The sequence below is a fragment of the Bradyrhizobium sp. AUGA SZCCT0105 genome (genome assembly GCF_018129565.1).
In the GTDB taxonomy this organism is placed as follows: Bacteria; Pseudomonadota; Alphaproteobacteria; order Rhizobiales; family Xanthobacteraceae; genus Bradyrhizobium.
The window spans coordinates 93,632-108,490 of record NZ_JAFCMK010000016.1 but is presented as its reverse complement, the minus strand read 5'-3'; the positions used below and the strand labels follow the sequence as shown (position 1 = coordinate 108,490).

Here is a 14,859-nt window from a genome sequence, read left to right as displayed (position 1 = left end):
CGATCGATCTTGAGCACATCCTAGAAGCCGATGGCTGTTTTGCGCATTACGGGAGCAATCCCTGCCGAAACGCGAGAGCCACGGCATGGGGTAAGGTTAAAGCGGCAAGATTTCGCCTGGCATTGTCCAGATGAAATTTCACACCTCGCGGTGTAACATCAAGAAGCTCCGCAATATCCTGCATCGTCTTGCCATCGGAGATCCACGCGAGACACTGCCGCTCGCGCTGTGTGAGTGGGTTGCCCATCCCGCCGCCTGCCGCCGTGCGTCCGATCTTGGCACTCACATGTGCATGGTAGGTGAGACCCACCATTTCCAACATGTCTTGAGAGGTCTCGATGAAACGATCGAGGCCAAAGCTGCGGTCGTCCGCCGCCAAGGTGAACGCCGCAAACTGGTTTTGGCTGGAGGGAATGCGAATGGTCAGGCCGGTCCTGATCTTGAAGCTGAGAGCGTCGTCAAACAGACGGCGCTCTTTCGCCGAACGTGCAATTTGTGCGCCGCGTCCGTCCCAATGAATCATCCGACTTGACGTTCGCGGTTCCTGAAGAACGGGATCGATGTTGTGGTATCCTTCGCGAAAATAGTGGCTGGTCCAACTCTTCGGATAAGATGAGATCAGATTGGGGCCATTGGCACGTTGGCCAAGATAGGCGAACCAACGGAAGCCCAGTGCATGAGCTGTTCGTTCCGCGATACGCCGAAAATCATCTTCCGTATGCGCAGAGTGAAGACAATCGACAAACTCATCGCATGCTCGTTTAACATCTTTCATTGCGCCACTTCAGTTACTTACCTCATCTCCAAAACGCGAGTCCTTTGACGATTCGCGCTGTACGTGCATGACGTCTATTGACACGTTGCGGCAGCTTTGCGGCAAGAACAATTCTAAACCTGTGTCCTGACTGACTCGAAATCAGAATCGTTTGAGCGCCGCACTCAGGCAACAACGGCAAGCGCGACCATAGAGAGAAGTGAAATAGCCTCTGATTGCTGCACTCAACACAACGATTTTTCTCTGTCTGCGGAGGACGAGAAATTCCATTCTTGCCCTGCCGGATCTTCGCATTCTCGTCACTACCTGTTCCCAGACTGCGCGCGACGATCGCGCACTGCGATTGTTGCTCGCGGCCCCAACTGTTCCACGACGCCCTGTCAGAACTGACAGCGCAACGCTCCGACCACGACTGCTTTTCTGATCTCGAAGCTGTGATTCGTAAGCTTGAGGTTAAGAATGAAGGTCATTGTCCGCCCCCATGCGGCGCTCTTGCACGATTTCGAACTCGCGACGGGAATGCATCGTCTGCGGGGGCGCGTGTTCAAGGAACGGCTCGACTGGGATGTCTCCGTGTCTGGCGGATTGGAGATCGATCAGTATGACACCTACAGGCCGACTTACCTCCTGGCGCTCGAGCAGGGCGAGGTTGTCGGCTCTGTTCGTCTGCTGCCCACCACTGGGCCCAACATGCTCGCGGATACGTTCCCAATGTTGCTGGATGACCACGTGGCACCGAAAGCCGCCAGGATCTGGGAGAGCTCGCGTTTCTGCGTTGACACTAAGAACGTCACGGCGACAGCAGAGAATGGTCTGCGTAAAGCAACGTTCCTGCTCTTTGCGGCCATGATTGAATGGGGTCAGCAGCGCGACCTTCAGACGATCGCAACCGTCACTGATCTGCGCATGGAGCGAATCCTGCGCCGAGCCGGATGGCATCTCGATCGTCTCGGGACACCCCGACAAATCGGGGCGACCAAAGCCGTGGCTGGACTATTGCCGATCACCAATGACGCTCTCGGTGCGATCCGAGCGGCCGGGAAGATTTCCGGACCTGTCATTGACGCGCCGTCACTCCCGGCGTTCGCGGCATAGCGTCGAACGTCATCAGCTCCTGACAAGAAGGCTATCGACAATGGATCCTGTTGCATTTGCGGCTCTGGTCGAACAATGCGCCCCCAGGCCGGACCTGGCGCGGCCGCTGACGGCGATTGTGCGGCAGGCAAGCGCGTTCGAGCCGCTGCTCATCACAATTGAGGGGCGGAAACCGGTTCCGATCCTGGCGAGCGACCGCGAGGAAGCCATTCAGCTCACGACTGAGGCCATCGCCACGGGCCAGCGGGTTCGAACTGGTCTTGCTCAACTTGATGACGCGGAAACAAAGCAGGCCGGGCTGACGCCTGCGACGACATTCGACGCGTGTCAGCATATCGCTGGCCTTGGCAGATTGTTTGGCGCGCGACTGAAAGCGGCCAGCATCAAAAGCTCAGACCGCGACCAGGCTGTTGTCCGCGTTGTCGCAAGCTTCGCGGCGAGGGCTCCCAGCCAAACGGCCGAGCCTCACATCCAGCCAACCGCGTCCGCCGACACTGAGCGTTCCACCAGCGATGCGTCGCCGATCAATCCACCTTCACCGTTGGTCAGCGAGCATCCTCGCTGGGACGTCTATCGCTCAGGACGGGGCACATCAGCCTTCGTCTATGACCGATAGGGATCGCCATTCTCTATCTCCACTCAATACGCGGTCCGACCTAGGGTCCGGCTGCAATGCCAATCGGAGCAGTGTCATGACTTCTTCTCTTAAACACTCCGCCGCCCTGCTTTGCATGGGGACCGTTCTCAGCATCGCCTTGGTAGAGCCGGCGCTGGCGCAGACCGCGGACATCGAGGGCGTGCTGCAGAACATCGTCAACATGTTGACGGGCAACGTTGCGCGCCTGCTGGCGACGCTGGCGGTCATCATCGTCGGCATCGCCTGGATGTTTGGCTACCTCGATCTGCGCAAGGCCGCCTATGTCGTCCTCGGTGTCGCCATCACGTTCGGTGCCTCAGAGGTGGTCTCAACCTTGACCGGAGGTCATTGATGGCCGAGGCCGCGCGTCTCACGGAGGACACCTTGTTCCTCGCCTGCACGCGTCCAGCCATGATTGCCGGTGTCACTATGGAAGCTATGGCGCTCAACGTGATGTTTTCGTGCATCCTGTTTCTGGTGGCCGGAAGCATCATCTACGCCCTGGTCGCGATTCCGATCCACGGTCTTTGCCGCATCATCTGCCGGCACGACCCCAATATGTTCCGAATTCTTCTGGCCTGGATCGAAACGCGAGGACGCGCACGCAACGCCACATTCTGGGGTGGATCGTCCTGCACACCGCTCAAACTCGTCAGGCGATATCGAAATAGGGACCTCGGTTATGCGTAACGCCACGCTTAAAACCCGGGAGATCGAGCCCAACGTCTACCTGCCGTTTGGCCGGCATGTCACCGATACAGTGATCAGTCTTACCACACGAGCCCTGCTCACGGTGATCCGGATCGAGGGGACCTCGTTTGAGACTGCCGAGACCTCGGATCTGAACGATCTTCACGGCAAACTGAATCTCACCCTGCGCAATGTCGCAGACCCGCGCCTCGCACTCTGGACCCACCTGGTGCGCCGCCGAACGTCGGTCTATCCGGACGGTACCTTCCGGTCAGCTTTTGCGGCTGGACTCGACGCACAATATCACGAACGCCTTCAGAAAGAGGCGCTGTTTCGCAACGATCTCTATCTGACACTGGTTTTTCATCCCGGTCGCGCGGCGACGGATACGGCCGCCGCGTTCTTCAGGCGGCTTCGCCAAAGCGCCGGACACTCCGTCGAAGTCGACGGCGAGGCCCTGAAGCGGCTTAACGATGCCACGCGAGATGTTATCGCGGCACTCGACCGTTACGGCGCCCGTGCGGTGGGAGTGGCTGAGCGCGACGGCATCATCTTCTCAGAACCGATGGAGCTGCTCCATGCGCTCGCCTCCGGCGAATGGATGCCGATGCCGTTGCCGCAGGGGCCGATCGGCTCCGCGCTCTACTCAAATCGAGTCATCTTCGGCCGCGAAGCCCTCGAAATTCGGGCGGCCGGCGGATCGCGGTTCGCCGGCATGTTCGGACTCAAGGAATATCCGGCGTCCACCCGGCCTGGCCTGTTGAACGCGCTACTCTCGGCGCCTTTTGAGCTCGTTGTTGCGCAATCGTTCGCGTTTTTGGCGAAAGCCGACGCCAAGACTGTGCTGACGCGCAAGCAGAACCAGTTGGTCTCGGCTCAAGATCCGGCCGCCTCGCAGATCGACGAGCTCTCTGATGCGCTCGACGATCTCGAATCCAACCGATTTGTGCTTGGAGATCATCACCTCTCGCTGCTGGTCTACGCCGATACGCCTTCGCAGCTGCAGGGTCACATGAGTGTAGCACGGCGCTCGCTGGCCGATGCGGGGGCAGTGGTCGCCCGGGAAGATCTTGGACTTGAAGCTGCCTATTGGGCCCAGCTTCCCGGGCTGTTCAAATACCGGGCACGCACTGGCGCAATCAACTCGCGGAATTTCGCGGCGTTCTCTCCGTTCCATACCTATCCCACAGGACAGCCTGCCGGCAACCATTGGGGACCGGCGGTTGCGATGCTCAAGACCGCGTCCGGCTCGCCGTTTTATTTTTCCTTTCATCGCGGCGACCTCGGCAACACCTTTATCTGCGGTCCTTCGGGGTCCGGCAAAACCGTCGTGCAAAACTTCCTGCTGTCGCAGGCCGAGCGGTTAGGGGCGTCCTACGTTTTCTTCGACAAGGACCGGGGTGCTGAGATCTTCGTGCGCGCCGCCGGCGGCACCTATCTGACCTTGCGCAACGGCATGCCGACCGGCTGCGCACCGCTTAGGGCGCTCGAGCTGACGCCAGCAAACCTTTCTTTCCTGGGCGAACTAGTTCGGAAACTCGTTACGCCGGATGACCGCCCGCTGACGGTTGTCGAGGAGGAACGGATCGATTCCGGATTGCGAGCGCTCGGTCAGCTGCGGCAAGCGGAACGTTCGTTCGGGACGCTGCGGGCTTTTCTCGGCCAGCAGGACCGCGAGGGCATCGGTGCACGGCTCGAGCGATGGTGCCGGGGCGCGCCTTTCGGCTGGGTGCTGGATGGCGAAGAGGACGCCATTGGCCTGGAAGCCCGGTTCATTGGTTTTGACATGACCGATCTCTTGGACCACCCCACCGTTCGCACGCCACTCATGATGTATCTATTTCACCGCGTCGAGCGGCTGATCGACGGCCGGCGCCTGATCATCGACATCGACGAATTCTGGAAGGCGCTTGGGGACGAGGCGTTCCGAGATCTCGCCAACAACAAGCTGAAGACCATCCGCAAGCAGAACGGTGTCATGGTGTTTGGCACGCAGTCGCCACGCGACGCGCTGGCCTCGCCGATCGCGCACACCATCGTCGAACAATGCCCGACCCAAATCTTCCTGCCGAACGCGCGGGGCACACGCGCGGACTATGTCGACGGCTTCCATCTGACCGACACGGAATTCCGTCTGATCAAGGAGGAGCTCGCCCCCGAAAGTCGGCGCTTCCTGGTCAAGCAAGGCCACAACTCGGTGGTGGCGGAACTCGACCTCAGCGGCTTCGACGATGCGCTCGCCGTTTTGTCAGGACGCACAGAGACCGTCGAGCTGCTCGATCGCATTCGCAACCAGGTCGGTGACGATCCCGCGCATTGGCTGCCAGTGTTTCACGCCGAGAGGAGGAAAGCCCAATGATGATCCAACGTATGCCTACGGTTCTCACCTCCCTGTCGGTCGTGACCCTCCTGATTGCCTCACCTGCTGGGGCGGAGATTGTGTTCGACCCAAGTGTGTTCGCGCGGCAGTTTGAGCAACTGACGGAACTGAAGAAGCAGGTCGACACCCTGACGTCGCAGCTCAAGGTCGCGCAGGACCAATTGAGCCAGGCCAAGCAGCTCTATGACAGCTTCAACAGGCGCACCAACGCCAACGACATCGGAGCGCTCTTGAACACGCCGCAGTTCCGAAAAGCTCTGCCCCAACAGTTCTCCGATATCGAACGTCTCGTCGCGGGGCAGGGTGGCGGTAACTTCGCCAACGCCATCGACCATTATCTTTCGCAGAACCGCTTTTATGCCGGCAACAGCGGCAATTCGTATTACCAGAGCGAGCTCGACCGCATAGCCCGGCAGACCGGGGCGAAGCACTCCATGGGCCAGGCGGTATACGACACCGCCTCCCAGCGCATCGATGCACTTGAGGAGCTTAGAGCGCGCATCAGCTCGGCGACCGACGCCAAGGAGGTTCTTGATCTTTCAGCGCGGCTGCAGGCCGAACAAGCGCTGCTGCAGAACGACGTGCTCCGAATGCAGGGGCTGGCCATGATCCAGCAGGCCCGCATGGACATGGATGGGCAGCGGGAGCGGGAGAAACAGGAACAATTGATCGATGAAATGAAAGCGGCCCTGCAATGAAGACGAGACTTGCCATTGTTTTCCTCACCGTAGCCGCCGCGGCTCTTACGGGCTGCAACGACGCTAACGAGGGTCAACAAGTCAAAACTGTCGGCTGGTTTCTGGATCATCGGGATGAACTTGCGGCAACTCTAAAGGGTTGCGGCGACAATCCCGGAGAATTCGAGAAAACGCCGAACTGCATCAACGCGAACGAGGCGCGCAATCAAGTCACCGTCCACGAGATGGAAGACGCCCTGAAGTAAGGATCGCCGTGATGGCCATAAATGTCTTCGATAGTTTCCTGAAGGAATTCGAGCAGCCGATCACGACTTTCGTGTCGACCTCAGTATCGAACCTTGCGTCCTACGTCGATGGTCCACTTCGCACCGCCGTGATGCTTTACGTGATCCTCTACGGTTTTGCCGTGATGCGGGGAGCGATCTCTGAGCCAATCATGGAATTCGCCTGGCGGGCGATGCGGATCGTGGTCGTGGTGCTGCTGGCGACCAATTCCAGCGCGTTCCAACAATACGTCACCGGGTTGTTTTTTGACTCCTTGCCGAAGGAGATCGGCAATGCGCTGGCGGGCTCTGGACTTAATACCAGTTCCGGCGCTCCCTTCGATCAGCTTCTGACCAAAGGAATTGACGTTGCCAATAAGATCTACAAACAAGCCGGCCTGACCAATATCGCGCCCGCGCTGATTGCGGCCATTCTCCTGGTCTTTGTGGCCGTTGGATCGTTCCTGCAATTCGCCATTCTGCTCTACGCCAAAGTGGGTCTTGGCGTCGTGATCGCGCTCGGCCCGATCTTCATTGCACTGGGACTTTTCGAGGCGACGCGCCCGTTTACCGAAGCCTGGCTCCGGCAGGTCGCAAATTTCGTGATTTTGCTGGTCCTGGTGGTTGCGCTAGTCGGGCTGATGTTAACGACCGTCAGCGGCTTCATCGACAGGTTCGCGGCAAACGCGGGAACGGCAGGGGAGCTGGTCGTGGCCGCAATCGCCATCAGCGCGGTGCTGGGTCTGTCCGGATACATCGCGCTGCAATTGCCGATCATCGCGGGAGGTCTCGCCGGGGGCGGGGCGTCGCTCGCAAGCCGGCTGGTCACTAGCCCACTGGTTGCCAATGCCACGGCGGCGGCCGGAGGTGCCTATGCCGGCGCGCGCTGGTCGGCCAGCCAGGGTCTCGCCGCCATAAGAGCCGGCCGACAGGGCGGCAGTATGCGGCGTACCCGATCGCAGGGAACCACTGCGGCCTAAGCAACAGACAGTCGCCGGCAAACAGGCGACAGACAACGACAGGGGCATCAGAACGATGTGGCGTCGAGTATTCATCATTTGCGTCATCGCATCGCAGCTTGGAGGCTGCGGGACCTGGTCAAAGGGGCCGCCGTCATGTGACGGTACGGCTCGGCGGCCGCTCAATCGTTCGTTGTGGGATTCGGAGTCCGGCGCGCCGCCCACGACACCCGAGCCGTCGGCTTCGCCGTCCGCCCCCATCACCCGGAAGGGCGAGAGCAGCCCGCCAACGCCCTCGACCCATCTCGCCGCGTCCGGCCGGTGGGCCGACATTGAGGCCTCTTACCGCGCTTGCGGCAAGGAGGTCTGAGATGGTCGGGCACGATGATCTGAAGAGCTATTTCGAGAACGCGCGGCGATGGGAACAAGACCTGTTACTCTCGGCCCATCGCTCGCGGCGAACAGCGTGGGTGATTGCCGCGGGCTCCTGTGTCTTGGCGGTTGCCTCGGTCGGTGCGGTCGCAGCGTTGGCTCCGCTGAAGACAGTCGAGCCGTTCGTCATTCGCGTCGATAACGCGACCGGCATTGTCGACACCGTCTCAGCCCTCAATTCGGCGCCGGCGCGCTACGATGAAGCTGTGACCAAGTATTTCCTTGGACGCTACGTTCGCGCGCGTGAAGGTTACAGCTATCCGGAAGCTGAAACCAATTTCCGCACGATCTCCTTGCTTTCGGGGCAGGGCGAGCAAGCGCGTTTCGCAGCCTGGTACCGCGGCTCCAATCCCGAAAGCCCGCAAGTCGTTCAGGGCCGTTTTGGGGTCGCAACAGTGCGGATCAAGGCGATCTCGCTATTGGCCGACAATGTCGCGTCTGTGCGGTTCATGAAAGAGAGCCGCAAGGGCGAGGAGACCCATGTGACCCATTGGGTCTCAACCCTGACCTTCGCTTATGCCAACGCACCGATGTCATCGGCCGACCGTCTGATCAATCCGCTCGGCTTTCTGGTTTCGGAATATCGTGCCGATCCGGAGGTCTTGCCATGAAACGTTTTGCGCTCTGGATCACTTTAGCTCTCGGGTTTGCCGGACCGGTGTTGGCGCTGCAGCAGCCAGCGCCCGGGCAACACGATGCGCGCGTACGGACCGTGACCTATGACCCAACCAATGTGGTCCGCCTTAACGGCGTCATCCGCGCCTCGACCCAGGTCGTGTTTGCCGATGACGAGGAAATCGCCCATGTTGCGATCGGTGACGCGATCGCATGGGAGGTCGCACCCGCGGGCTCGATCCTCTTCCTCAAGCCCCGCGAAAAACACCCACCAACGAATCTGCAGGTCGTCACCACCCGACCCGACGGACGCAAGCGCTCCTATCAGTTCGAGCTGTCGATCGCTGAGACCACGCTGGCGGACAGCTACTTCGTCGTCCGCTTTGCCTATCCCGGCGACGAGATCGAGCGCCGGCGCACTGAGGCGGCCGCCCGGGGCGCCGAGCGGGAAGGCGCCCTGATCGACCAGACTTTTGACCTGCATCATGCTTATGGCGCGCGCAACTGGCGCTTTTCAGCCCAGGGCTCGATCGACCTCGAACCCGAAGCCGTGTTCGACGATGGCAAGGAGACCACGTTCCGCTTCGCTGGCAATCGGGAGATCCCGGCGATCTACCTGATCAACTCGGACGGCTCTGAAAGTCTGGTGCCCAAGGATGTCCGCGGCGAGCTCGTGGTGGTCCACGCCACGGCCCGCGAGTTTCGACTGCGCAAGGGAGACATCGTGCTCTGCATCTTCAACGAAGCATTCGATGCTGTCGGCGTCAATCCCGGCACGAACACCACAAGCCCCTCGGTCGAGCGGCGGGCGAAGAGGTCATCTCCAACTCCAAGGGCGCGATAGGCGGGTACAACATGACCGAGCATGAGAATGAAACGCTCGCCGGCGAACGCGGCATTACTCCGGTCGGAGGAGCGGATAATGGTCGATCAGCGATGCTCAAACGCGGCTTCGGCGCGCTCGCGCTCACCGCATTCGCCTTTCTGATCATCTGGGGGACCTGGAAAAGCGACAAGCCGGTCAGCGAGTCCGCCCGCAAGTTCATGATCCGTCAGGCGGCGGCGTTCGAGCCCGCCGCGGAGCTACCCGCCGCACCCACCACCTCGGCATCCATTCCGGTCGCACCTATCTCAGCCACGCCGGCGGCCCCCGCGCCGGCTCCCGACCAGATGCTCGAAAGCGCACGGCGCGCGCCGGTGCTCGCCTATAACCGGCCGGTCGCGTCGGGACGTCCGCCCCATAATGGCCCGACCGGAAGCGCCCCCATCGATCCCTATGATTTTGGGCGGGCCGAGCCACGCAACGAGCTTGCGGACAAGCTGAAACCCACGCCGATCGAAGGCGTGCGCGCGGCCCGGCTTCCCAATCGCAACCTTCTGGTCACCCAGGGCACATCGATCCCTTGCGTGCTCGAGACTGCGATGTCCTCGGATGTGGCGGGCTTCGTCTTCTGTGTCGTGTTGCGAGATGTGATGTCGGATTCCGGCAATGTGGTGCTCATGGAAAAAGGCACCCAAGTGGTCGGCGAATATCGTGGCAATGTCCGGCGCGGCTCCAAACGGATGTTTGTGCTATGGGCGCGCGCCAAGACGCCGACGGGCGTGATCGTGGCGCTGGCCTCGCCTGCCACTGATGCGCTCGGCCGCGCAGGCTTCGACGGCGACATCGACACGCATTTCTGGGAGCGTTTCGGTTCGGCGCTGTTGCTGTCGATCGTCAGCGATGCCTCCTCGATCGGGCGGCAGCAATTGCAAGACGGCTCGATCCAGATCAACAACACTGCTGGTGCGAGCAACACCGCCGCCGGCATCGCCGTCGAGCAATCAATCAACATCCCGCCGACGCTGAGCAAGAACCAGGGTGAACTCGTGAATATCTTTGTCGCGCGCGACCTCGATTTCTCGTCGGTCTACCAACTCAAGCGGATCGAAAGTCGCACCCAGATTCTCGACCGCACCCTCCCCGGAGGCCTCGTCGGGCCAGCCGTGGTGACGAAATGAGCACAGGCGCATCGGTCAATCACGATGGCGGACGGTTGGTGCTGGCGCGCTACCTCGAGCCGCTGGCGCCATACTTGGCCGACAACACCCTGACCGAAATCGTCGTCAACCGTCCTGGCGAGGTTTTTGTGGAAGGACCTGACGGCTGGAGACGGCAGGAGGAAGCAACGCTCACGCACGCGTACCTCTCACACCTTGCGACAGCGGCCGCCGGTCACACCCGCCAGGACATCGGACCGGAATGTCCGGTGGTGTCGACCAGCTTGATCGGCGAGGAGCGCTGTCAAATCGTTGTGCCGCCCGCGGTCCCCGCAGGCATGATCAGTCTCACGATCCGCAAGCCCTCAACACTAACCATGAACCTGGACGCCTTGGAGCGGGTAAAGCTGTTCGATGAGGTCCGCTCCGCCAGTGACGAACTGGATGCCGACGAGCATCGGCTGCTCACGCTGAAAGAAACTGGCCATTGGCGCGAGTTCCTTGAGCTTGCGGTACGCACTCGCCGCAACATCTTGATCTCGGGGGCGACGGGGTCCGGCAAGACCACTCTGTCCAAAGCGCTGATTGCTGCTATTCCGGCGCATGAACGGCTCATCACCATCGAAGACACCGCCGAGCTGGTCATCCCGCATCAGAATTGCGTCCGGCTGCTCTATGCCAAGGATGGACAGGGTGTGGCCAAGATCGGCCCCCGCGAACTCCTGGAATCGTCCTTGCGCATGCGGCCTGACCGCATTCTGCTGCAGGAGCTGCGCGACGGCACCGCCTTCTTTTATCTTAGGAATGTGAATTCGGGGCACCCGGGATCGATCACGACGGTTCACGCCGACAGCGCCCGCCTTGCCTTTGAACAAATGACTCTGCTGGTCAAGGAGAGCGCGGAGGGACGTGATCTCCATCGCGACGATATCCGTTCGCTCTTGCTGCATCTGGTCGACGTCGTCGTCCAGATGCAAAAGTGCGGCGGCCGCTACCGTATTTCGGAAATCTACTATGACCCCGCTCGCAAACGCGACCACGCCCGTTAAGGCAGCGAAGGGCACGGTACTTGCGCTCGGGGCTGGCGCAGTCTTCCTGCTGGTCGCCTCGAACGTCTTGCTGCTCGGGCTCAGACTTCACGATGGCGGCTTTCACTGGTCGGAGATCGCAACGAGCTGGCCGCGTTACGGCACCGACCCACGTTTCGACCGGTGGCTGACGCTGTCGACCCTCGCCGGGATGATCGTGGTCTTTGGCCTGCTCGGCGCCATACTCCGGCACCGTCCGCCACCACTTCACGGCAGAGCCCGTTTCGCCTCCGAGCGCGAGATCAAGGTCGCCGGCCTGCGGTCCAAGGACGGTTTGCTGCTCGGCCGGAAGGACGGTGCAATGCTCTGCTTCGGCGGATCGGAACACGTCCTCCTCTATGCCCCAACCCGCGCCGGGAAGGGCGTCGGCTATGTCATTCCAAACCTGCTCAATTGGCCGGATTCGGTCGTTGCGCTCGACGTCAAGAAGGAGAACTGGGATCGTTCCGCCGGTTTTCGCGCCGCCCACGGGCAGGAAGTTCATCTGTTCGATCCGCTCGACGAGAACGGTCGCACCGCGCGCTACAATCCGCTTGGCTACGTGCGCAGCGATCCCGCCGACCTCTACGACGATCTCCAGCGCATTGCGGTGATGCTGTTTCCGGCCGAAAGCCGGGGCGATCCGTTCTGGTTCGAGGCGGCTCGCTCGGCCTTTGTGGCGATCGGCGGCTATGTCGCGGAAACGCCGGGCCTGCCATTGACGATCGGCGAGATCCTGCGCCAGCTGTCGGCGACCCAGGATCTCAAGACCCACTTCGACAAGATCATCGCCAGCCGCAAGGAGGGTCTCTCCCCGTTGTCGCGGCATTGCATCACGGCGCTGAACGACTTCCTCGCGGCCTCCGAGAACACGTTGAACTCGGTCCGCAAGACCGTGACGGCACGGCTCGGCCTCTGGCTCAATCCCCGCATCGATGCCGCAACCTCGACCAATGATTTCGACCTCCGGCAGTTGAGGAAGCGGCCCATGTCGATCTATCTCGGGGTCACGCCTGACAATCTCGACCGGATGGCGCCGCTTCTGAATCTTCTTTTTCAACAGGTGGTGGATCTCAATACCCGCGAGTTACCGGAACAAAACTCCAAACTGAATCGCAAGGTGCTGCTGTTGCTCGACGAATTTCCGGCACTAGGCAATGTCAATGTGCTGGCAAAATCGGTCGCCTTCATCGCCGGATACGGCATCCGTCTTCTCACGGTAGTCCAAAGCCCGGCGCAGCTGCGCGCGATCTACGGGAGCGACGCGGCCCGCAACTTCATGACCAACCACGCTGTCGAGGTTGTGTTTGCTCCAAAGGAACAGGACGTGGCCAATGAACTTTCGGAGCGTATCGGCTATGATACCGTGAAAGCGCATAGCCGCAGTGGACCCAAAGGCCTGGCGATGCGCGCGACCAGCGAGACGATCTCCGAGCATCGTCGCGCCGTGATGTTGCCCCAAGAGCTGAAGTTACTTCCGAAATCCAAGGCTTTCATTCTTGGTACCGGCATTCCACCCATCATCGCCGACAAGATTGTCTATTACGAGGACAAGGCGTTCTTGCAGCGATTGCTACCAGCGCCTGTTCCCCAGATGCCCAAAGGGCGTTCAAATACGCTGCTCGACGCCGAGATCAAGGAGCTGCGCTCCGAGATTGCCGAGTTGCGCGCGGTATACCGAGCGCGGCCGATGACCGACGAGGAGGTGGCCGACCCCTCCACGATTCCGGCCGGTGCCAGTTTCGATTTCGGTAACGTGGATGTCGACCTTGAAGGTCTCTCCGAAGACGACATGAAGGCCTGGGTTCTGAATTATATCGACGCCCAGGCCATCCCTTCGGCGCGACGGCCTGGCCGCAAGCGGAACGAGCAGCAGCATGAACGACAGGTATGACCCGAGCGAGGAATTCAGCCTGGAGTGGCAACGGCGCGCGGGGCGCGATTCCGCGCGAGAAACGGGGGAAGACGAGTCCAAAGCAACGGCCCCCAACAAGCCTTCATCCGTGGAGGTCACCGATGGTGCGTTTCCGGACCGTATCCGTCGGAAATATTACGTGGTGGCCAGTGAATCCGAAAAGGATGGATCTGACCGCGAAGCCCGGCTGTACGCCGATAAACGCGGCGAGTACCTCGCGTTCAAGACCACTGAAGATCGCTTGGTCACCCGCATAGCTGCCGCCGAAGTAGTCCGAGACATGGTCAGCGTGGCACAACATCGCCAGTGGGAGGCACTTCATGTCCGTGGTTCCGTCGAGTTTCGGCGCGAGGCCTGGCTCGAGGCTGGCGCGCGCGGGATGGAGGTGAACGGCTATCAACCAAGCGAGCTTGATGGCCAGGCGCTCGCCGACCGACGAGTCACATGGGATCGAGCCCACGCCCGGACCAAAGATGTAGAGGCACGCCCGGCCTCCGACGGGTCAATACAGGCGGATAGGCTCGATTACGACAAGGGCATTTCCGGACGTCTGATGGAGGTCGGATATGGCCCCTACCGCAACCGCGCCGACGCGGAGCCGTCAACCTATGTAGCCCTCGAACTGGACGGTGGCCGGCGGCATCAGGTGTGGGGCGTCGGCGTTGTAACGGACGTCGCAGATAGTGGCGCTAGGCCTGGCGACCGCATCTCTCTGCGCAGGGATGGCGTCGAACCCGTCATCAGGGCGATCAAGTCCAGAGACGCCGTCACAGGATTCACCCGCGCAGAGCGGCGCCAGATGTGGCGCAACATGTGGAGTGTAACGGTGGAGGCACGCCATGCAGACCGACCGCCGGCCGCGCATGATTCCGACCTGCTCGCGGCCCAATCCCAACTTGTCGTCATCAACAGGCTTGTCGAGCGCGCTCTTCCGAACGATGAGAATGCTCGCCAGAGCATTATGGCCTTCGCCAAGGAGCGGATCGCGCACCATCGCGAAAATGGTCATTCGTTTGCTCGCGCGACGGTTCTCGACCCTGTTCAGGACCGTCACGGACCGGGAACCCAAAAAGAAGAAGCGCGTCATGAGGGGCGGCTAAGAATGAAGGAGCAAGAACGCTGACTTTTGGCTTCTGCTTGGAGCTGGCCCAAGGTCAGATTGCTGGCTTCGCAGGAGAGCAGCTGACTCTTAATCAGCGGGTCCCAGGTTCGAGCCCTGGTGCGCCCACCAAGCTTTTCAATGACTTGGACAGACCTCGCGGAGAACGGACCTTTCAGTTGGGAGGCCAGTTGGGAGTTTTTGTTTGGTTTCCGTGCTCGTCGACACTGCTCTGCTCAACAATTTGCTGGCAG

General features: G+C 60.9%; 15 protein-coding genes. 14 read left to right on the top strand and 1 reads right to left on the bottom strand.

Going from position 1 to position 14,859, the window contains the following annotated elements; all coding sequences use genetic code 11:
* Nucleotides 1-46: 46 nt before the first annotated feature.
* Complete coding sequence (locus JQ573_RS38085) at nucleotides 47-775, bottom strand: LuxR family transcriptional regulator (RefSeq protein ID WP_212319993.1); 729 nt, start codon at nucleotides 773-775, stop codon at nucleotides 47-49.
* Between the two features lie 459 nt (nucleotides 776-1,234).
* Here JQ573_RS38085 and JQ573_RS38080 point away from each other — a divergent pair, with 459 nt between their 5' ends.
* The 14 genes from JQ573_RS38080 (at nucleotide 1,235) to JQ573_RS38015 (ending at nucleotide 14,629) form a co-directional block, all read left to right on the top strand.
* Entirely contained in the window at nucleotides 1,235-1,870 is a 636-nt protein-coding gene (locus tag JQ573_RS38080; RefSeq protein ID WP_212319995.1) for an acyl-homoserine-lactone synthase, read from the top strand.
* Nucleotides 1,871-1,910: 40 nt separating this feature from the next.
* The gene (locus tag JQ573_RS38075; protein WP_212319997.1) at nucleotides 1,911-2,486 is read left to right on the top strand and encodes a type IV secretion protein; all 576 of its coding nucleotides are present in this window, start codon (nucleotides 1,911-1,913) and stop codon (nucleotides 2,484-2,486) included.
* Nucleotides 2,487-2,562: 76 nt separating this feature from the next.
* Entirely contained in the window at nucleotides 2,563-2,859 is a 297-nt protein-coding gene (locus JQ573_RS38070) for a TrbC/VirB2 family protein (RefSeq protein WP_212319998.1), read from the top strand.
* A complete protein-coding gene (locus JQ573_RS38065; RefSeq protein ID WP_212320000.1) occupies nucleotides 2,859-3,197 on the top strand; it encodes a type IV secretion system protein VirB3 in 339 nt (112 codons plus the stop codon). The genes JQ573_RS38070 and JQ573_RS38065 overlap by 1 nt, the downstream gene beginning before the upstream one ends.
* Nucleotides 3,190-5,556, top strand: coding sequence for a VirB4 family type IV secretion/conjugal transfer ATPase (locus tag JQ573_RS38060; RefSeq protein WP_212320002.1), 2,367 nt, complete (start codon nucleotides 3,190-3,192; stop codon nucleotides 5,554-5,556). Before JQ573_RS38065 ends, JQ573_RS38060 begins: the two co-directional genes overlap by 8 nt.
* Nucleotides 5,553-6,275: a P-type DNA transfer protein VirB5 gene (gene virB5 / locus JQ573_RS38055; protein WP_212320004.1), complete on the top strand. Its 723-nt coding sequence runs from the start codon at nucleotides 5,553-5,555 to the stop codon at nucleotides 6,273-6,275. The genes JQ573_RS38060 and virB5 overlap by 4 nt, the downstream gene beginning before the upstream one ends.
* A complete protein-coding gene (locus JQ573_RS38050; protein WP_212320006.1) occupies nucleotides 6,272-6,520 on the top strand; it encodes an EexN family lipoprotein in 249 nt (82 codons plus the stop codon). The genes virB5 and JQ573_RS38050 overlap by 4 nt, the downstream gene beginning before the upstream one ends.
* An 11-nt stretch (nucleotides 6,521-6,531) precedes the next feature.
* Complete coding sequence (locus tag JQ573_RS38045) at nucleotides 6,532-7,518, top strand: type IV secretion system protein (RefSeq protein ID WP_212320008.1); 987 nt, start codon at nucleotides 6,532-6,534, stop codon at nucleotides 7,516-7,518.
* 350 nt (nucleotides 7,519-7,868) lie between these two features.
* Nucleotides 7,869-8,540 (top strand): virB8 family protein, encoded by a 672-nt coding sequence (locus tag JQ573_RS38040; RefSeq protein ID WP_212320009.1) that lies wholly within the window; start codon nucleotides 7,869-7,871, stop codon nucleotides 8,538-8,540.
* Nucleotides 8,537-9,388, top strand: coding sequence for a P-type conjugative transfer protein VirB9 (virB9, locus tag JQ573_RS38035; protein WP_212320011.1), 852 nt, complete (start codon nucleotides 8,537-8,539; stop codon nucleotides 9,386-9,388). The genes JQ573_RS38040 and virB9 overlap by 4 nt, the downstream gene beginning before the upstream one ends.
* A gap of 11 nt (nucleotides 9,389-9,399) precedes the next feature.
* The gene (gene virB10 / locus JQ573_RS38030) at nucleotides 9,400-10,545 is read left to right on the top strand and encodes a type IV secretion system protein VirB10 (RefSeq protein ID WP_212320013.1); all 1,146 of its coding nucleotides are present in this window, start codon (nucleotides 9,400-9,402) and stop codon (nucleotides 10,543-10,545) included.
* Nucleotides 10,542-11,573, top strand: coding sequence for a P-type DNA transfer ATPase VirB11 (virB11, locus tag JQ573_RS38025; RefSeq protein ID WP_212320015.1), 1,032 nt, complete (start codon nucleotides 10,542-10,544; stop codon nucleotides 11,571-11,573). The genes virB10 and virB11 overlap by 4 nt, the downstream gene beginning before the upstream one ends.
* A complete protein-coding gene (locus JQ573_RS38020; RefSeq protein ID WP_212320018.1) occupies nucleotides 11,539-13,485 on the top strand; it encodes a type IV secretory system conjugative DNA transfer family protein in 1,947 nt (648 codons plus the stop codon). The genes virB11 and JQ573_RS38020 overlap by 35 nt, the downstream gene beginning before the upstream one ends.
* Nucleotides 13,469-14,629 (top strand): LPD7 domain-containing protein, encoded by a 1,161-nt coding sequence (locus tag JQ573_RS38015; RefSeq protein ID WP_212320020.1) that lies wholly within the window; start codon nucleotides 13,469-13,471, stop codon nucleotides 14,627-14,629. Before JQ573_RS38020 ends, JQ573_RS38015 begins: the two co-directional genes overlap by 17 nt.
* The last annotated feature ends 230 nt before the right edge of the window (nucleotides 14,630-14,859 follow it).